The sequence below is a fragment of the Rhizobium sp. P1_C7 genome, assembly GCF_056406295.1.
On record NZ_JBFUAL010000007.1, the window covers coordinates 120,861 to 138,618 of the forward strand.

General features: G+C 60.2%; 17 protein-coding genes. 6 read left to right on the forward strand and 11 right to left on the reverse strand.

The window, feature by feature from the left end; translation table 11 throughout:
• Positions 1-8: 8 nt before the first annotated feature.
• Complete coding sequence (locus AC1D2R_RS13035; protein ID WP_477967695.1) at positions 9-797, reverse strand: SDR family oxidoreductase; 789 nt, start codon at positions 795-797, stop codon at positions 9-11.
• A gap of 253 nt (positions 798-1,050) precedes the next feature.
• On the opposite strand from AC1D2R_RS13035, the gene AC1D2R_RS13040 reads away from it, so the two are divergent.
• Positions 1,051-2,715 (forward strand): electron transfer flavoprotein-ubiquinone oxidoreductase, encoded by a 1,665-nt coding sequence (locus AC1D2R_RS13040; RefSeq protein WP_477967696.1) that lies wholly within the window; start codon positions 1,051-1,053, stop codon positions 2,713-2,715.
• 10 nt (positions 2,716-2,725) lie between these two features.
• Positions 2,726-3,253 carry a GNAT family N-acetyltransferase gene (locus tag AC1D2R_RS13045; RefSeq protein ID WP_477967697.1) on the forward strand — a complete coding sequence of 176 codons (528 nt, stop codon included), beginning with the start codon at positions 2,726-2,728 and terminating at the stop codon, positions 3,251-3,253.
• A 60-nt stretch (positions 3,254-3,313) separates the two neighbouring features.
• Here the strand turns inward: AC1D2R_RS13045 and AC1D2R_RS13050 are convergent, their stop codons facing one another.
• On the reverse strand, positions 3,314-4,222 hold the full coding sequence (locus tag AC1D2R_RS13050; protein ID WP_477967698.1) for a DMT family transporter: 909 nt from the start codon (positions 4,220-4,222) through the stop codon (positions 3,314-3,316).
• A gap of 146 nt (positions 4,223-4,368) precedes the next feature.
• Here AC1D2R_RS13050 and AC1D2R_RS13055 point away from each other — a divergent pair, with 146 nt between their 5' ends.
• Positions 4,369-4,842, forward strand: a complete 474-nt coding sequence (locus AC1D2R_RS13055) for an Lrp/AsnC family transcriptional regulator (RefSeq protein WP_477967699.1) — start codon at positions 4,369-4,371, stop codon at positions 4,840-4,842.
• A gap of 32 nt (positions 4,843-4,874) precedes the next feature.
• Here the strand turns inward: AC1D2R_RS13055 and mgtE are convergent, their stop codons facing one another.
• Positions 4,875-6,251, reverse strand: a complete 1,377-nt coding sequence (gene mgtE / locus AC1D2R_RS13060; protein ID WP_477967700.1) for a magnesium transporter — start codon at positions 6,249-6,251, stop codon at positions 4,875-4,877.
• A gap of 369 nt (positions 6,252-6,620) precedes the next feature.
• Complete coding sequence (locus tag AC1D2R_RS13065) at positions 6,621-7,832, reverse strand: MFS transporter (protein ID WP_477967701.1); 1,212 nt, start codon at positions 7,830-7,832, stop codon at positions 6,621-6,623.
• 312 nt (positions 7,833-8,144) lie between these two features.
• Between AC1D2R_RS13065 and AC1D2R_RS13070 the strand changes: the two genes are divergently transcribed.
• Positions 8,145-9,089, forward strand: coding sequence for a diacylglycerol/lipid kinase family protein (locus AC1D2R_RS13070; protein ID WP_477967702.1), 945 nt, complete (start codon positions 8,145-8,147; stop codon positions 9,087-9,089).
• 15 nt (positions 9,090-9,104) lie between these two features.
• Here AC1D2R_RS13070 and AC1D2R_RS13075 read toward each other — a convergent pair whose 3' ends face one another.
• A complete protein-coding gene (locus AC1D2R_RS13075; RefSeq protein WP_477967703.1) occupies positions 9,105-10,451 on the reverse strand; it encodes a glutamine synthetase family protein in 1,347 nt (448 codons plus the stop codon).
• A gap of 83 nt (positions 10,452-10,534) precedes the next feature.
• Here AC1D2R_RS13075 and AC1D2R_RS13080 point away from each other — a divergent pair, with 83 nt between their 5' ends.
• On the forward strand, positions 10,535-11,902 hold the full coding sequence (locus AC1D2R_RS13080) for an aspartate aminotransferase family protein (RefSeq protein ID WP_477967704.1): 1,368 nt from the start codon (positions 10,535-10,537) through the stop codon (positions 11,900-11,902).
• An 8-nt stretch (positions 11,903-11,910) separates the two neighbouring features.
• Here AC1D2R_RS13080 and AC1D2R_RS13085 read toward each other — a convergent pair whose 3' ends face one another.
• Together AC1D2R_RS13085 and AC1D2R_RS13090 are read right to left on the reverse strand one after the other, a co-directional pair.
• Positions 11,911-13,407, reverse strand: a complete 1,497-nt coding sequence (locus tag AC1D2R_RS13085) for a glycosyltransferase family 39 protein (RefSeq protein WP_477967705.1) — start codon at positions 13,405-13,407, stop codon at positions 11,911-11,913.
• Positions 13,400-14,416, reverse strand: a complete 1,017-nt coding sequence (locus AC1D2R_RS13090; RefSeq protein WP_477967706.1) for a glycosyltransferase family 2 protein — start codon at positions 14,414-14,416, stop codon at positions 13,400-13,402. The genes AC1D2R_RS13085 and AC1D2R_RS13090 overlap by 8 nt, the downstream gene beginning before the upstream one ends.
• Positions 14,417-14,485: 69 nt before the next feature.
• On the opposite strand from AC1D2R_RS13090, the gene AC1D2R_RS13095 reads away from it, so the two are divergent.
• Positions 14,486-15,445, forward strand: a complete 960-nt coding sequence (locus tag AC1D2R_RS13095) for a lysylphosphatidylglycerol synthase domain-containing protein (RefSeq protein ID WP_477967707.1) — start codon at positions 14,486-14,488, stop codon at positions 15,443-15,445.
• Here the strand turns inward: AC1D2R_RS13095 and AC1D2R_RS13100 are convergent.
• The 4 genes from AC1D2R_RS13100 to AC1D2R_RS13115 are packed head-to-tail and all read right to left on the reverse strand — an operon-like array spanning position 15,416 to position 17,754.
• Positions 15,416-16,657, reverse strand: coding sequence for an RNA polymerase sigma factor (locus AC1D2R_RS13100; RefSeq protein WP_477967708.1), 1,242 nt, complete (start codon positions 16,655-16,657; stop codon positions 15,416-15,418). The two genes, AC1D2R_RS13095 and AC1D2R_RS13100, sit on opposite strands and share 30 nt — an antisense overlap.
• Positions 16,658-16,660: 3 nt before the next feature.
• A complete protein-coding gene (locus AC1D2R_RS13105; protein WP_477967709.1) occupies positions 16,661-17,020 on the reverse strand; it encodes a YciI family protein in 360 nt (119 codons plus the stop codon).
• 4 nt (positions 17,021-17,024) lie between these two features.
• On the reverse strand, positions 17,025-17,384 hold the full coding sequence (locus tag AC1D2R_RS13110) for a YciI family protein (protein ID WP_477967710.1): 360 nt from the start codon (positions 17,382-17,384) through the stop codon (positions 17,025-17,027).
• A 10-nt stretch (positions 17,385-17,394) separates the two neighbouring features.
• The gene (locus tag AC1D2R_RS13115; protein WP_477967711.1) at positions 17,395-17,754 is read right to left on the reverse strand and encodes a YciI family protein; all 360 of its coding nucleotides are present in this window, start codon (positions 17,752-17,754) and stop codon (positions 17,395-17,397) included.
• Positions 17,755-17,758: the final 4 nt, after the last annotated feature.

Consider the following 17,758-nt stretch of genomic DNA (forward strand, 5'->3'; position numbering starts at 1 on the left):
GTTTGCAATCAGACGGATCGCGCTCCGCCGCCGTCGCATCGGACAAGACTGCCGGTGACATAGCTCGCCTGCTGGCTGCAGAGAAAAGCGGCTGTGGCCGCGAACTCCTCGACTGTTCCGTAGCGCCCGACCGGAATGAGTGCCTCCTTGCTGGCTCGGATTTCGTCCATGCTTTTGCCGGTTCGCTTGGCCGTTGCCCCGTCGAGGTCGTCCAGGCGGCCGGTCAGGATGCTGCCGGGAAGCAATAGATTCGTGGTGATTCCGTAACGGCCGACTTCTGTTGCCAGTGTCTTGCTCCATCCGGCAAGCGCAGGGCGCAGCGTGTTGGAAAGGGCGAGATTTCCGATTGGCTCGATCACGCCCGACGATGCGACGGTCAGAATTCGGCCCCAACCCTGCTCCTTCATGACCGGCAGCAGCGCATTGGTGAGCGTAATGACACGGAGCACCATGGAGATAAAATAGCTCTCCAGCTTTTCCGGTGTCATATCCTCCGTGGTTCCCGGCGTCGGACCACCGGTGTTGTTGACGAGGATATCAACGCCTCCGAGCTTGACTTTTGCCGCTGCCGTCACGCCCTCGACGAATTTGTCGTCGAACAGATCAGCCCAGATCCAGTCTGCCTTGCCGTTGCCCTCTGCGTTGATCGCCTTGCAATTCGCCTCCAGCGTTTCGCCGCTGCGGCCGCACAAAAGGACATTTGCGCCTTCGCGCGCCAGCGCAACGGCGATGCCGTGGCCAAGTCCGCGTGACGATGCCAGAACGAGGGCACGCTTGCCTTTGATGCCGAGATCCATTTGAAGCCTCCAAATTTTCCGTTCAATCTATAGGGTGGACGAAGACGGAATGGGAAGGGTAGGCGCTTGTTATTTTCATCAGTTTATTGACGTTAACGTAAGCGTAATATAATTCTTCTGTTCGGAGGAAGGCTGTTGCGCAAAATGGAGGATTGGCTGTCGTTTCCCGGCTCGACAATGCTTCTGCGTTTTGACAAGACATACCCCATCACGGGGAAATTGGCCGCAAGGGCGGCCGAGCGGAGATGGATGGATGACCGAGACGACTGAGCTGCCGGAACGCGAAAGCATGGAATTCGACGTGGTGATCGTCGGTGGCGGTCCCGCGGGTCTTTCGGCGGCGATCCGTCTGAAACAGGTCAATCCCGAGCTATCGGTCGTCGTGCTTGAAAAGGGTGCGGAGGTCGGCGCGCATATTCTCTCGGGCGCTGTCGTCGACCCGATCGGTATCGACCGGCTGCTGCCGGGCTGGCGCGACGAGGCGGATCATCCCTTCAGGACCGAGGTCAAGGCCGACCACTTCCTGCTGCTCGGCCCGGCGGGCTCGATCCGCCTGCCCAATATGATGATGCCGCCGCTGATGAACAATCACGGCAACTTCATCGTATCGCTTGGCAACGTCTGTCGATGGCTCGCCACCCATGCCGAAGCGCTGGGCGTCGAGATCTATCCGGGCTTTGCCGCAACGGAAATGCTCTACAACGACGCGGGCTCTGTGATCGGCGTCGTCACCGGCGACATGGGCATCGAAAAGAACGGCGAGCCCGGCCCCAACTTCACTCGCGGCATGGAACTGCTCGGCAAATACGTGCTGGTCGGCGAGGGTGTGCGGGGATCGCTGGCCAAGCAGCTGATCGCCAAGTTCGACCTTTCGAAAGATCGCGAGCCGCAGAAATTCGGCATCGGCATCAAGGAACTCTGGCAGGTGAAGCCGGAGCACCACAAGCAGGGCCTGGTGCAGCATTCCTTCGGCTGGCCGCTCGGCATGAAGACCGGCGGCGGCTCCTTTCTCTATCACCTCGAGGACAATCTCGTCGCCGTCGGTTTCGTCGTCCACCTGAACTACAAGAACCCTTATCTCTATCCCTTCGAGGAATTTCAGCGCTTCAAGACGCATCCGGCGATCCGGACCACCTTCGAGGGCGGCAAGCGGCTCTCCTACGGCGCACGTGCGATCACCGAGGGTGGCTACCAGTCGGTGCCGAAGCTGTCTTTCCCCGGCGGCGCGCTGATCGGCTGTTCGGCCGGCTTCGTCAACGTGCCGCGCATCAAGGGCAGCCACAATGCGGTTCTCTCAGGCATGATGGCGGCTGATCGCATTGCCGCAGCAATCAGCGCCGGCCGCTCCAACGACGAAGTGATCGAGATCGAGAACGATTGGCGCGCGAGCGACATAGGCAAGGATCTGAAGAGGGTTCGCAACGTCAAGCCGCTGTGGTCGAAGTTCGGCACRGCGATCGGYGTGGCGCTCGGCGGCCTCGACATGTGGACGAATACACTTCTCGGCTTCTCCTTCTTCGGCACGCTSAAGCACGGCAAGACCGATGCGCAGTCGCTGGAGCCTGCTTCGCAACACAGGAAAATCGACTATCCCAAGCCCGATGGCGTGCTTACATTCGACCGCCTGTCCTCGGTTTTCCTGTCGAACACCAACCACGAGGAAGACCAGCCGGTGCATTTGCAGGTCAAGGACATGGCGCTGCAGAAGTCGTCGGAGCACGACATTTATGCCGGCCCATCAACGCGCTACTGTCCGGCCGGCGTCTACGAGTGGGTCGAGAAGGACGGGCAGGAGACGTACGTCATCAACGCCCAGAACTGCGTCCACTGCAAGACCTGCGATATCAAGGATCCCAACCAGAACATCAACTGGGTTCCGCCGCAGGGCGGCGAGGGGCCGGTCTATCCGAATATGTGAGGGGTGGGGCATGAGCGATGTGCCGGGTGGGGACTTTGCCATTCGGCCGGCTCGTCCCGACGAGCTGCCGCTTCTGGCTGACATCGAGATCGACGCCTTCGCAACTCTCGCTGGGGCATTGGGTGTTGCCCTTGATGCCCATGCTTTGCCGCGGAGCGTCCTCGGCCGGTCGCTTCAAGAAAACCTTCTCACGGTCGCCGTCGATGGCCTGGATCGGCCTGTTGCGTTTCTCGCGGGCACCGAGATCGAAAGCACGCTCTACGTCATCGAGCTCGATGTGACCAGGCAATGGCAGAGACGCGGAGTGGGCCGGCGCCTGGTCCGTGAGGCGATAGAGACGGCGCGCACGCGGACCTTCGTCGGAGTGACACTGACGACTGATCGCCACGTTGTATTCAATGCGCCGTTCTATCGTTCGTTGGGTTTTGAATTGCTGGACGAGGAGCGTTTGCCCCAGTTTCTGCGCAACAAGCTTCGCGAAGAGATCGAAAAGGGGATGGACCCGGATCGCCGCGTTGCCATGTCTCTGGTGTTCTAGCAGGCGGGTGTCGCAACTTCAGGGCAGGCCGGGGCTTGGGAACCCGGCTCGCCCAGTAGTCTACGATTGACGCTTTGAAGCAATCCCGGTCGAAAGCGCAACGCCGATCCCGGTGATCGCTGCCGCTGAAATTTCGGCGACGCCGATGTCCTCGCCAAGCAGGAAGGCGCCGCCTAACGTTGCCAGCACGGGGGTAATGGCCGTGAACGCTGCCGCTTGCGTGCCGCCCAAAGACTGCACGGCAATACCGTAGGCAACGGTCGCGGCAAGGCCCGAAAGAACACCTTGGCTCAACACCTGGAGCCCTATTTCCGGCAAGGACACCTCTATCATTGAAGTTCCGAAGACAGTTGCGAGGACGACATGAATAAGGAACGACCACGCGGCGATCAGCGAACTTGCCTGGATGGCAGTCAGGCCGGAACGGCGGAATGCGTGGGTATAGCCCGCCCACAGGATCGCGCCCATTGGCAAGAGCACGAAGCTGCTCCAAGGCAGAGCTGTCCCGGAAAGGCTGTGGGCAAGCAGAATGATCGTGCCGGCGACGATTGCCGCTAGTCCAAGCCGACGCGCTTTGTCGGGACGCTCGCCAAAGATCACCACGCCTATCAGGGCTGTGGCAAGCGGCATGGAGCCACCGAGCAGGATTCCGGCAGCGGCGGCCGGTGTCGAGTGGATCGCCGAAGTGGTCAACTGAAAGAAGACGGCACCGGCGCCTCCGACCATCAGGGCAAGCAGCGTCAGCGGAACGCCCTTCGGCAGCAGGCCGATCTTTAGCCAGACTGGCGCCAGCACAAGCGCCGGAACGCCATAGCGTAGGAGGCCGATGTCGATCGTGCTGAGCTGCGTCGCCACGCTGTGACGGGTCGCCAAAATCCAGGCTGCCCAGATCAGGACGGTGGTTCCGGCCCCGGCGTATCCTGCTGCAGCCGACGTGGGTTTTGTGTTCGAGAATGCAAGAACGGTCATGGATCAATCCTCTCATCGCATCCGGATCACAGTCCGGCTGGCAACAAGAGTAAGACGAGTGACAGAGGCATGTCCTTGCCATATGTGGCTAAAGTGAATTATAATACGCAATTATATGCCAATATTGTTAGTGGAATTTACCGGTTATGCCAAATCTCGATAAATTCGATCTCGCTATCCTGAGGTGCCTGCAGGAGGACGCGCGCGCCACGAACGTCGAGATTGCAGAGAAGGTCAATCTGTCGCCATCCCCCTGCCTTCGCCGTATTCGAAACCTCGAAAAATCAGGCGTCATTCGCGGCTATCGTGTCGATATCGATCGCAAGGAGGTTGGTCTTGGACTGACCGTATTCGTGGAGTTCAAGGTTGCGCATCATAGCCGCGAGAACGCGGAGGCGCAGCAGGCGGCCCTCCTCGCCATTCCCGAAATCGTGTCCTGCTTCCTGATATCGGGAACCGCCGACTTCCTGGCGGAAGTTGTGGTGGAGGATCTGGCCGCCTACGAGCGGCTTCTCACGGAGACTTTGCTGATGCTGCCAAACGTCAGCGATATCAGATCGAACTTCGCGATCCGCAGCATGAAGACGCATGGCTCATTGAAATTGCCCGAGGCAAAATGAAAAACGGGGCCGAGGAGGCCCCGTCAACGTGGTCAAAGCAGTGTGCCGCTGAGGATCATCAGCGCCACGGAAAAGTAGATCACCAGGCCGGTCACATCGACCAGCGTCGCGACGAAGGGGGCAGATGCGCTCGCCGGGTCGAGCCGCAGTCTCTGGAGCACGAACGGCAGCATCGAGCCGGCGATGGAACCGAACGTCACGATCCCGATCAACGCTGCAAAGATCGTCCAGCCGACCAGGATCCAATGCTCGCCGTAGTCGAAGAGCCCCACATTTTGCCACAGAATGATGCGGGCAAAGCCGACGAGGCCAAGGATAGTGCCAAGCACAACGCCGGTCGGCAGTTCGCGCATCAGCACGCGCCACCAGTCCGACAGCTTCAGTTCGCCGAGCGCCAGCGCGCGGATGATCAGCGAGGTCGCCTGCGACCCGCTGTTGCCGCCAGAGCTCATGATCAGCGGCACGAAGAGCGTCAGTACGATCGCCTTTTCCAGTTCGCCCTCGAAATGCTGCATGGCGCTTGCCGTCAGCATTTCTCCAAGGAACAGGGCGCAGAGCCAGCCCGCGCGCTTGCGGATCATGCCGGCAAAGCTGATCTTCATATAAGGTTTGCCAAGTGCTTCCATGCCGCCGAATTTCTGGGCATCTTCAGTCTGGTCGGCAATCATCGTGTCGATCACATCATCGACTGTCACGATGCCGAGAATATGCCCATCCTCCCCGATGACAGGCAGCGCAAGCAGGTTGTGCTTTCGGATCAGCCTCGCCACGTCCTCTTGTGTCATCAGCGGGTCGGCCCGCACGATGCCGCCCTGCTGGGCAACGCTTAGAACCGGTTGCTGCGGCTCGCCGGTGATGAGGCGGCGCAGCGTCACGACGCTCGTCAGCGCCTGCGTTTCGGCATCGAGAACGTAGATCGCATAAACCGTCTCGCGCGAGCGCTCGACCCTGCGCACATGCTCCAGCGTTTGGTCGACCGTCCAGGTGGCTGGCACGCTGACGAACTCCGTCGTCATGATGCTGCCGGCCGTCCGCGGCGGATAGCCCATGAGATGCTGGACGGCGAGCGAGGTTGTGCGATCCAGCTTGGAAAAAAGGTGTGCGCGCGCGTCCTCGCCCATCTCCTGAAAGAGGTCTGCCACACGGTCGTTTGCCGTTGCATTCAGGAGCCGCGCTGCCTGCTCGGTCGGCATGTCTGTCAGCATGGCAGCGGCATTGTGCAGCTCGGGGCGCCCCAGTATGCGGACGGCCTTCTGCTGCGGCAGCGTGGCGAGGATAGCCCCTGCGTCGGATATTTCGAGTGCGTTCAGCCGCTCAACACGCTCGGCCGTGGTGATCGCGCCGAGATTGTCACCGGTGAAGAAACGGGCGGCATGGCCGACCCGTGGAGGGAAGCGATTGATGTTCATTAAGCTCGCCTTTCCGTCGATCCGCCGTAGCGTCCAACGGGCGAGCCCGACGGAGATCGGTCAGCGCACGAGGGCCGCGTACGGCAAAGGCAATCGACTGTTACTGTCGCTTGGCATCGTGATGATGGCTCCGTTGATATCCGCGAAAGACGGACGTCGTTCGCGTGAAACAGTAGGTGGTCGCAAACCTCCGAAAAGTCAAGTGTCAGAGGCGGTTAACGCCAGAATGCCGCACCTCCGGGCGCGGCATTTTTCCTAGGATGGTTGAGGAGTTGCCTATTCTTCAATCTCTCCGCATCGCCGGTTGACGAATAGGCCTCTTTGCCTGTCCGAGGTCCGTCAGCTGCGCTTCTAGCGGCCGAGTATTTGTCAGCTGCGGCGCTCCAGGCGTAGCGACGCCGCAAAGACGAACATGCCAAGGAAGGACAGAACGGCGCCGACATACCCCGTCGCGGCAAAGCCGTAACCCCACGCGATAACAAGGCCGCCAAGCCAGGCGCCGAGTGCATTTGCGATGTTGAAGGCCGAGTGGTTCGAGGCTGCTGCCAGCGTCTGGGCCTCTGCCGCCACGTCCATCAGACGTGTCTGGAGGGCAGGACCGGCCGCGAAGCCGCAACCGATGAGGAAGACGCAAAGCGCCAGCATGAAGGGGCTCGCTGCCGTCAGCGAGAAGAGCGTCAGCACCACCACATTGAACAGCAACGAGCCACCGATCGTGCCCATGATGGACTTGTCGGCAAGCCAGGAGCCGATCACGTTGCCGACGTTCATTCCGACACCGAACAGGACCATCATGACGGCAACCATGCTCGCCGGCTGCATTGCGACCTTCATCGTGGTGTCGGCGATGTAGCTGAACATGGCGAACATGCCGCCATAGCCGACCGCGGCGATGCCGAGCGTCAGCAACACTTGCGGCCGCTTGAAAGCGCCGAGTTCGCGGATGAAGCTTGCACCTTCCGCCACTTGATCGCGGGGCACGTAGTACCAAATCAGCGCCATCGTCACGAGACCGATCACGCCGACGGACGTGAAAGCCACACGCCAGTCGAGCGATTGGCCGAAAAAGGTCGCGAGCGGCGTGCCAAGCAGCGTCGCGATGGTGAGACCTAGCATGACCCGGCCGACCGCTCGCGCGCGTTTGTGGACGGGAACCATGGAGGCCGCGACGATGGCTGCCACTCCGAAATAGGCGCCATGCGGCAGGCCGGTGATGAAACGCAGTATGGTGAAGCTGTTAAATGTCGGGGCCATCGCGCTCAGAATATTCCCGACCGCGAAGATGCCCATTAAAAACAGCAGCAGCGAGCGGCGGGCCATCTTTGCGGCGAGCACGGCGATCACAGGCGCGCCGACAACGACGCCGAGCGCATAGGCGCTGATCACGTATCCCGCTTGTGGCGTCGTTACCGAAAAAGTGTCGGCAACATTGGGAAGCAGTCCCATGATCGCGAATTCGCCAGTTCCGATTCCAAATCCGCCGCAGGCCAGCGCGATCTGCACCAGGGCAACCGCCAGCGGCGAGGGCACCTCGACTGCCGGGCTGGTATCGATGGAATCGCTTACGGCGATCTGGCTCACGCGCGAGCTCCTTGAGCATGCAATGCTTGAATGACGGGACAATGGCAGGATGATGCCGGGGCCGAATAAGCAGGAAAAGAAGAGGATAGGACTGCGCCCAACACCGCCTTTATCTGTGATTTGGTATGGGGCGTCGCGTGCGTTTTTTGCAGTGCAGCGTCCCTGTTCACGCATACGTTCGTCGTTGAACAGAAACGTGCGCGGCGGCGCTCTCCTGTGATGGAAGCGTCTGCTTGAAATCACTGGAGCAAGAACCATCTCTAAGCAGCGCGGTACAGGCGAGAGCTCTAGGTGACGGATCACAGGAACCGCATGAAACTTATTGGTTTTTTCAATCGAGACGGCGGTACGTTCCGGACCACCGACATGGCGGCTTACGAAAGGCACGCCGAAACGGTCTTCAGGAAAGCTGGCCACAACTTCGATGCCGTCGTCTTCTCAGGCAATGAAATTGTCCCTGCGATGGAGCGCGCTGCCCGCCGCGATGATATCGACGGGATCGTCGCGGGCGGTGGGGACGGAACCATATCCGCCGCCGCATCGATAGCCTGGAAGAACGGTGTTGCGTTGGGTGTGGTGCCTGCCGGAACGATGAACCTCTTCGCTCGGTCGTTGCGTGTCCCGCTTGATATCTGGCAAGCGCTTGATGTCCTCGCGTTCGGCGAGGTCGACAATGTCGATATCGCCAGCGCCAACGGCAGGCCGTTCATTCACCAGTTTTCCGCGGGCCTGCATGCGCGCATGGTGCGCTACCGCAATTCCTACAGCTATCGCTCGCGTATCGGCAAGATGCGGGCGAGCACGCGGGCGGCCTTTGGCGTTGTGCTCAATCCGCCTGAGTTCGAGGTCGAGTTTGAAGCCGCAGGTATCCGTGAGCGCCGCAAGGTTTCGGCCGTGTCTGTTTCGAACAATCCTTTTGGTGAGAATGCGCTGCTCTATGCCGATAGCCTCACCAGCGGCGAATTGGGTTTTTACACTGCAAAGCCGTTGAAGCCGCTGGGCGTCGCACGTCTTGCGATCGACCTGCTTCGAGGGAAAGTTCGTGAAAACGCCGACGTCATGATCATGCATCCGGCGGAAGTGCATCTGCATTTTCCGAAACTGCACGCCAAGGCCAATTGCGTTATGGACGGCGAGCTGCTGCCGCTCGAGCGCGATGTGTCCCTTCGGTTGCATCCGGGAGAGCTGAAGGTACTCGTGAAGCAGGGGCTTGCCGCACAGGTCGATGAAACCGACCGCCGTGAAACGACAATCTGACAGTCTGCCAGATCGCTAAAAGCGCGGAAGGTACGTGCGGTAGTCGAAATCGGAGACCGTCCGCAGATGGGCGATGGCCTCCTTGCGTTTCGTGTCACCATAGAGCTTTCGGTAGGGTTCCCCGAAGATATCGGAGATGAAACGCGAGGCGCGGAATGTCTCGACTGCCGTCAGAAAATCGTGCGTCAGCTTCGTCGTATTCTCGGGCATATGCGAGGGGGTCGTCTCCTCGCCGGGATCGAGTTCGTTGTCGAGGCCGAGCAGCATGCCGCCGAGAATGGCCGAGATCAAAAGATAGGGGTTGGCATCGGCGCCGGCGACACGATGTTCGACGCGCGCGGCCGGGCCGTTCATGTCAGGGATGCGGATCGCTGTGCCCCTGTGGCCGTAGCCCCAGGTAAGGTCGACAGGAGCAAACGAGCCGGGCTGAAAGCGGCGATAGGAGTTGGCGAAAGGAGCAAAGACCAATTGCGCCTCGCGCATGGTTTGCAACATGCCCGCGCAGACGGATTTGAGCCTCTTCGGTTCGCCGTCCTTGGCGTCGAGAATGTTGCGACCGTCCCGGTTGAGAACGCTTGCATGCACGTGCAGGCCGGAACCGGCATGGTCCGAATAGGGCTTCGCCATGCAGGTGGACTTCAACCCATGTTTGCGCGCCGCCTGTTCGACGATCCGCTTGAGATAGATGCAGTCATCGGCAGCGGCCAGCGCGTCCGGGCGATGCAGCAGGTTGATCTCGAACTGCCCGGGACCGAACTCTGCCGTTGTCGCATCCGCCGGCAGGCCCTGGGCTTTGGCATAGGAGCGCACGGTCTGCAGATAATCGTCGAGCGCATCGACGGCACCCATGTCGTAGAGCTGGAAGCCGTTCGGCTCGCCTTGGTAGGTAAGGCTCTTCGGTGGCGATGGCCGGCCGGTGTCCCGCCAGTCGTCGGCCAAGACATAAAACTCAAGTTCAGTCGCGACGACCGGGGTCAAGCCGCGTTCCTCGTAGCGCTTCAGGACGGATCCAAGGATGGCGCGCGGGTCCATGAAGCTCGGCGTGTCGTCAAACTCGTGCATGGTGGCGAGAACCTGCATGGAGCCCTCGGGCGCCCATGGCATCGGCGTCAGGCTGCGTTTGTCGGGAATGCAATTGCCATCCGGATCGCCGACCGATAGCGAGAGTCCGGTGATATCGTCGTTGTCGTCTCCCCAGATGTCGAGGGATTGCGTGGAGGACGGGAGGCGGACTTCACCGGCCCAGATCTTCTTCTGCGCGTCCAGCGGGATCTGCTTGCCGCGCAGGTCGCCGTTCATGCCGACAAGCAGGATTTCGATGCGCGGATCGCCAGCTTTGCCGTGCAATTTGTCGTTTGCCATGATCTTGAAAATCCCCTCGGACAAGTCCAAGGTCGTAACCCATTGGGAAGAGGCTTTCAATCTCCGAAGGTGTTTTGCAAATCATGTCCGATACTTACGCCCGCTCCAACCTCGCCGCTGTCGATGCTTTCCATCACCTGCATCCGTTCTCAGACATGAAGAAGCTGAATGCAGACGGCACGCGCATCATCCAGCGCGGCGAAGGCGTGCATATCTGGGACAGTCACGGCAACAAGTATCTGGATGGCTTTGCGGGGCTCTGGTGCGTCAACGTCGGCTACGGCCGCAAGGAAATCACCGATGCCGTCGCACGGCAAATGAATGAGCTGCCCTACTACAACACCTTTTTCGGCACCACGACGACACCTGCGACCCTGCTTGCCGAGAAGGTGACGTCTCACGCCGGTCCGCGCTTCAATCACGTGTTCTTCACGGGCTCCGGCTCTGAAGCCAACGACACCTGGTTCCGCATGGCGCGTGTCTATTGGAGCGCGATCGGAAAGCCATCGAAGAAGATCGTCATCGCCCGCAAGAACGGCTACCACGGCTCGACCGTCGCTGGCGCGAGCCTCGGCGGCATGAAATACATGCACGAGCAGGGCGATTTGCCGATCTCGGGCATTGTCCATATCGGCCAGCCCTATTGGTACGGCGAAGGAGGCGCCTTGTCGCCAGCTGAGTTCGGCCTGAAGGTCGCTCGCGAGCTGGACGCCAAGATCGACGAGCTCGGTGAGGAGAACGTCGCGGCGTTTGTCGCCGAACCGGTGCAGGGTGCGGCCGGCGTGATCATCCCGCCCGAAACCTACTGGCCGGAAATTGCCCGCATCTGCAAAGCCCGCAACATCCTGCTCGTAACCGATGAAGTGATTTGCGGCTTCGGTCGCCTCGGAGAATGGTTCGGGTATCAGTATTTCGGCGTCGAGCCGGATTTCGCTCCGATCGCCAAGGGCCTGTCTTCAGGCTATCTGCCCATAGGCGGCGTGCTGGTGAGCGACCGCATCGCCGAGGTCCTGATAAACGACGTTGGCGATTTCAACCACGGATTTACCTATTCCGGCCATCCCGTTTGTGCTGCGGCGGCACTCGAGAACCTGCGGATCATCGAGGACGAGAAGCTGGTCGATCGCGTCCGGGACGATATAGGTCCATATTTTGCAAAGGTCTGGAGCGCCCTCGGCGAGCACGAGCTTGTCGGTGAGGCTGTGAGCATCGGGCTTATGGGCGCTCTTCAGCTCACATCGGACAAGCCTTCTCGCACACGTTTCGAAAGGCCGGATCCAGTCGGTGCGCTTGTTCGCAACCATGCGTTGGCAAACGGCCTCGTTCTCCGTGCAACCGGCGACCGCATGCTCGCCTCGCCACCGTTGATCATCACTCATGACGAAGTCGACGAAATGGGGCGAATTGCAGAGATCGCGCTGGACGCTGCCTGGATGGAACTGAAGGTCTGAAGCGCCGGTTACCTGGGATAGATCCAGGCATAGCCGAAGCGCTGCTTGTCCTCCGGATTGCCGCGAGCGTATCCGAAAGCCGCCTTCCTGACCTCTACCGCCGTGTATTGGGAGCCGAGATTGGCCGCGACCCACTTGGTCAGTGATTCCGGTACGACAGTCTGGTCGCTGGAGGAAAGCCAAGCGAGCAGTATCGGCTTGTCGCTCGTCCAATCATAGTCGACCTTCAGGTTCGGGAAGAACATCGACATCAAGGGGACATCAGGCGTCTGGAGATGCAGGTTGCCCGCCGGGATCCAGTCGTCGGTCAGGACTAGGCCCGGCTTCCTGCCCTCCTCTGCAACGATTTTCGCGACAAAATCGGCATAGGGAATATTGTAGGCCTCGTACCTGTGGAACAAGGTCGGGAAGCTCGTTCGCGTCAAAAGCAGCGCCGGAATGACAATCATCATGACCAGCGGCACCCAGAAGAACCGGCGCGCGAAATCCTCCGGCCGGATGCCCGATGCCTGCATCTTCAAGCAAAAATAGATCGGCATAAGAAACAGGAATGGCAACAGCCAGCGGTCTCGCAACGAGGTCATGCCAATTGTCAGGATCAGGACCAGGACTAGCAGCGCGATCGTCACGAACACCGCATCGAAGAAACGCGTCCAAACAGTAACGGAACGCGCACTTCGCAGAAACGACTTTCCGAAGACGATGGCGTAGACGACCACGGTGGGAGCCAGGATGACGACGATGAGCCGGAAGAACTTGAACGGCCCCTGCACGAGTTTTGCCAGCGCGGCTTTCGGAGCGTCCTGCTCCATGAGGCCGAGCGTGCGAGTGGAGGCGATCGAAAGGTTGTCGAGCAGCCACAGGCAATGTGGAAGGAAAATCAGGAGGGCGATAAACAGCGACAACAGAAAGCGGCGGTCGAGGAGGCGAGCCTTTCCGTCCGGATGCAACCAGACCGCGATCGGAACGGCTATCGCGACGAGGGCGAAATTATACTTCGACAGCATTCCCAAGCCGAGAGCGATGCCAACGAACGCATAGGATGCAAGCGAGGGCGCCTTCAGGGTCCTGATGACACCGTAGAGAAGGAGGTTGATCGTCAGCAACTGCGCGACGGTGTGCGTCAGATCCCGCTGTGCTTCCCAAAAGAGCTGCGGAATTGTCAGCAGGGACAGTGTCGCGATCGCAGCAAAAAGCTTGTCCTCAAGCACCTCGCGGGCGAGTTTGTAGTAGCTAAGATAGACGAGGAACAGCACCAGGTTCTTGGTTGCGGAGACCGTCACGAGTGACAGCCCAAACACCGACACCACTGCGGTTTGAAACCAGTTGTAGAGCGGCGGTTGGGAATCGTAGCCCAACGCCAGCCATTGCGAGAAAAAGGCTTGCTGCGATTCGTCGAAGCGCATGCCGTGGGGCATCAGCAGTCGAGTAACAAACGCCAGGCAAAAGTATCCCGCCAAAAGCAATATTATTGCGTCTGGCCTGCGTGCCAGCAGATTACGCATTCTCGCTTCCATCGAATATCTGTCGGACGATATAGTTCGGCGAAGCGTCATCGCGATAATAGGTGCGCGCGATCATTTCGGCCAGAATGCCGGTCGTGATCAACTGCACGGACGATAGCAGCAGGACGACGCCGACCATGAGCATCGGTCGGCTGCCGATGTCGTTGCCCATGATGAACTTGTCGAAGAATAGGTAGATGAGCACCAACGCCGAAATGGCGCCGAGCCCGAGACCGAGCGAACCGAAAAAATGCCCCGGGCGAGCCTTGTATCGCATGAAAAACATAACCGAAAGCAGGTCAAGGATGACGCGGAAGGTTCGGGATATGCCGTATTTCGATTGGCCGTGCTCGCGGGCATGGTGGGTCACGACCATCTCGCCGATGCGCGAGCTCGGGACCACTCCGGCGACCCACGCCGGAATGAACCGATGCATCTCGCCCATCAGCTTGACCTGCTTGATGACCGAAGCGCGGTATATCTTGAGGCTGCAGCCGTAGTCGTGGAGCTTGACACCCGTGGTGCGGCCGATCAGGTAGTTGGCGCACCATGAAGGGATCTTGCGCAGCAGCAGTCCGTCCTGCCGATTCTTGCGCCAGCCGACGAGGAGGTCAAGTTCGCGTCGCTCCAGTTCGACAACCATCGCGGGGATGTCTTTCGGATCGTTCTGCAGATCGCCATCCATCGTGGCGATGAGGCGGCCCACAGCCGTGTCGATGCCGGCCTGCATGGCGGCCGTCTGGCCGAAATTCCTCTGCAGTTCGACGATCTTCAGCGCAAGCTCATCCCGGCCGACATGCTTGCGAGCGTTAGCAAGTGTCGCGTCCGTGCTTCCGTCATCGACCAGAATGAGCTCCCAGCGACCCGGATAGCCCGTCATGGCCGCGCAGATGCTATCGATGAGTGGACCAACGCTCTCTTCTTCGTTGAAGACAGGAACGACCAGCGACAGTGCGAGCGGAACTGCCGCGTTGATGGCGTCTGAAAGCGACTCTGCCGTTGTCTGCAACTCTAATTTCTCCTAAAACGCAGCGCAGTCGCGCCGCTCTTTTGGTGATCGAAGTCAGGAAGCTAGTACATGAAGTCTCCGGTTGTTGCCAGCCGCCAATCCTGGTTTGCACGCAATCGAATGGCGCTGTTGACGGTGACGATTGTTGTCGCCTATGCGCTTTTCATCGAATGGTTCTGGGGGTGGTCGTCCATCCTGGCGCAGTGGGCTAAGGTCGGTGCATTGCCGGTGGTTGCCGCGCTGGCCCTTCTCACCAGCACGTATTTCTTGCGGACCTGGCGCATCTATGACTATTTTCCGCGTGAGACCTCCGGCCGCTTCCAAGCGCTGTTCCGCGTCACGCAGGTTCATAACCTCCTCAATATCATGCTGCCGTTTCGAACAGGCGAGACCAGCTTTCCGCTGCTGATGCGCACGGAGTTCGGTATTCCGTTGGCCCGCGGTACGTCGGCGCTTTTCGTCATGCGACTTTTGGACCTGCACGCTCTGCTCGCTGCGGCTGGCATCGGCTTTGCCATCGCATCGCCGCACGGCATTCTGGCGTGGCTGGCATGGGGTCTCTTTCTCATGCTCCCGGTGGGCGCGTTCGCCGCCCGTAAGCCGCTGTTGCAACTCGGTGGCAAAATGCTCCCCTCTCGGGCGCGGACGTTTGTTGTCGAGATCGAGCACGGCCTGCCGGCAAATGCCTCTGCCTTTGCGCGGGCCTGGGCGATGACGGTGGTCAATTGGCTGGTAAAGGTTTTGGTATTGGCCTGGGCGCTGCGCCTTATGGGCGTTTCACCTACGGCAGCCAGCTTTGGCGGCGCGCTCGGCGGCGAGTTGTCGTCGGTTCTTCCTGTGCATGCGCCGGGCGGGGTCGGAACCTATCCGGCCGGCATAACTGCCGGTGCAATGACTTTCGGCGCGCCGACCGACAAGAGTGCCATTGCGGCGCTGGCCCAGGCGAGTATCAATGCCCATCTGTTGATTCTGGTCTCCGCGCTCATGGGAACGGCAATCTCACTGCCCTTCGGTCGTCGCAAGGTCTGAAATCCGTTTCCTCAGGAACGCCTGTTCCGGCGCTTGCCGGCAGAGTGTCAGCGCCATCTCGTAAGCCGCGACAGCTTCCTCCTTGCGTCCAAGCCGCCGCAGGAAGTCGGCGCGCGCGGAATGGGCGAGGTGGTACGAGCCGAGGTCGCCGGATTGGAGAATCGCGTCGACCAGATCCAGCCCCTTTTCCGGTCCATCCCGCATGGCAACAGCGACGGCTCGATTGAGTTCGGCAATCGGCGAGGGCTGGGCCGATAGCAGAAGATCGTAGTAGGCCGCGATTTGCCGCCAGTCCGTATCTTCCGGCGTTTTCGCCCGCGCGTGTTCGGCGGCGATGGCCGCCTGCAGCGTATAGATCCCGATTTCCCCCTGGGCCATGACTTCCCCAAGCAGCTTCAGCCCTTCGGCGATCATGCCGCGATCCCACTTCGTTCGATTCTGATCGGCGAGGAGCACGAGTTCGCCATTCGGACCGGATCTCGCAAGGCGGCGGGAATCCTGCAGCAGCATGAGCGACAACAATCCCGAAACGTCCGGATGAGGCAGGAGAGCAGCCAACAGCCGGGCAAGCCGGATCGCCTCGACGGCAAGATCCGTACGAATCATCTCGCTACCGGAGGAGGCGGAGTACCCCTCGTTGAAGACGAGATAGATCACATGCAGCACGCGGTCTAGACGCTGAGGCAGCTCTTGGCGCGCGGGCACCTCGTAGGGAATTCCCGCCGCGCGAATCTTGCTCTTGGCGCGGACGATCCGCTGCGCCATCGTTGGCGCGGGAACCAGAAACGCATGCGCGATCTCCTCCGTGGTCAGGCCGCAGACCTCGCGAAGCGCCATTGCCATCTGCGCATCGGACGGGATCGCCGGATGGCAGCAGGTGAAGATCAGCCGGAGCATGTCATCTTCGATAAGGTCCATGTCGCCGATCTCCTCTTCATCGGCAGAAGGATAGAGGCTGTCCTCGATGTCCTTGAACGAAGCATCAAAGCGCGAACGGCGACGAATATGGTCGATCGCGCGGAAGCGGCCTGTCGACACCAGCCATGAAAACGGGTTCGCCGGGACGCCGTCGCGCGGCCATGTGCGTGCCGCTGCCGCGAATGCGTCATGCAGGGCTTCTTCCGCCTTGTCGAAGTCGCCGAGCAGGCGGATGAGGGTCGCCAATACCCTGCGAGACTGCGATCGGTAGATGTTTTCGATCACGTTTTCCAAGGTTCACTCCGGAAACGTCAGCGTCCTCACCGGGCGAATCTCCACGGCTCCCACCCGTGCACAGGGTATACGCGCTACGACCGCCTTGGCCGTCTCCATGTTGGGCGCGTCGATGACGTAAAGTCCGGCAAGATGCTCCTTCGTCTCGACATAGGGGCCATCCGTGGTGCTGAGTTCGCTGTTGCGAATGCGCAGGACGACGGCCGTTTCAGGGGGCTCCAGCGCATCAGCGTGGATCAGTGTGCCAGCACGCAGCAGTTCTTCATCCACACGAAAATGTGCACGGACGATGTCGTCGGTCTCCGCTGCCGTCAGCGTGCCATCGACGTCTGCGGAGTTGTAGATAAGACAGACATAACGCATGGTATCATCTCCCTTCCTTGATCGAATAGGCCGGGCGTATTTCCACGGAGGCGTATCTCAGTATCGGGAACGTGGAGACGATCGCCTTTGCCTCGGCCATGTCAGGCGCTTCGATCAGTACGAAGCCACCAAGATGCTCCTTTATTTCAGCGAATGGCCCATCGGTGACAGTCGTGGCTCCATTCCTGATGCGCAGGGTAATGGCAGTCGGGGGATCTTGGAGCGCGAGTGCCGTCTGCAGAACGCCGCGGTCGCGCCACTGGTCGTCGCTGACGATGCACTCCTGGGTGAGTACATCCCATTCTTCCTGCGGAACGAGCTTGCTTTTTTCGGTGTCGAACCAGACCTGGCAGAGGAACTTCATCGCATTCTCCTCAATTCGCGATAGGGATTTCGTAGATCGGTCGGACTTCGATCGATCCCATTCTGGCAAGGGGAATGCCCGCGGCCACGCGGATCGCGTCGTTCAAGTCCTTCGCCTCGATGAGGATGAAACCGCCGAGCTGTTCTTTCGTCTCGGCGTAGGGACCGTCCGTCACCGATATCTCGCCATTCCGGACGCGAACGGTCACGGCGCTCTTCGGAGATTGCAGTGCCTGAGCGGTAATCATATGTCCGCTCTGGACCAGATCCTCGTCATAGGCGAGGGAGGCCCTATCGAGCCTCTTCTTTTCCGCGCTCGCCATGCCCTCGATCTCCGCAGGGTCGAACCAGACTTGGCATAGATATATCATGGCG

Coding starts and splice junctions, on each gene's coding strand:
- AC1D2R_RS13105 (WP_477967709.1), bottom strand. CDS start 17,020: ATGCGTTATGTCTGTCTTATCTACAACTCCGCAGACGTCGATGGCACG.
- AC1D2R_RS13055 (WP_477967699.1), top strand. CDS start 4,369: ATGCCAAATCTCGATAAATTCGATCTCGCTATCCTGAGGTGCCTGCAG.
- AC1D2R_RS13070 (WP_477967702.1), top strand. CDS start 8,145: ATGAAACTTATTGGTTTTTTCAATCGAGACGGCGGTACGTTCCGGACC.
- AC1D2R_RS13045 (WP_477967697.1), top strand. CDS start 2,726: ATGAGCGATGTGCCGGGTGGGGACTTTGCCATTCGGCCGGCTCGTCCC.
- AC1D2R_RS13050 (WP_477967698.1), bottom strand. CDS start 4,222: ATGACCGTTCTTGCATTCTCGAACACAAAACCCACGTCGGCTGCAGCA.
- AC1D2R_RS13075 (WP_477967703.1), bottom strand. CDS start 10,451: ATGGCAAACGACAAATTGCACGGCAAAGCTGGCGATCCGCGCATCGAA.
- mgtE (WP_477967700.1), bottom strand. CDS start 6,251: ATGAACATCAATCGCTTCCCTCCACGGGTCGGCCATGCCGCCCGTTTC.
- AC1D2R_RS13095 (WP_477967707.1), top strand. CDS start 14,486: ATGAAGTCTCCGGTTGTTGCCAGCCGCCAATCCTGGTTTGCACGCAAT.
- AC1D2R_RS13035 (WP_477967695.1), bottom strand. CDS start 797: ATGGATCTCGGCATCAAAGGCAAGCGTGCCCTCGTTCTGGCATCGTCA.
- AC1D2R_RS13080 (WP_477967704.1), top strand. CDS start 10,535: ATGTCCGATACTTACGCCCGCTCCAACCTCGCCGCTGTCGATGCTTTC.
- AC1D2R_RS13085 (WP_477967705.1), bottom strand. CDS start 13,407: ATGCGTAATCTGCTGGCACGCAGGCCAGACGCAATAATATTGCTTTTG.
- AC1D2R_RS13115 (WP_477967711.1), bottom strand. CDS start 17,754: ATGATATATCTATGCCAAGTCTGGTTCGACCCTGCGGAGATCGAGGGC.
- AC1D2R_RS13110 (WP_477967710.1), bottom strand. CDS start 17,384: ATGAAGTTCCTCTGCCAGGTCTGGTTCGACACCGAAAAAAGCAAGCTC.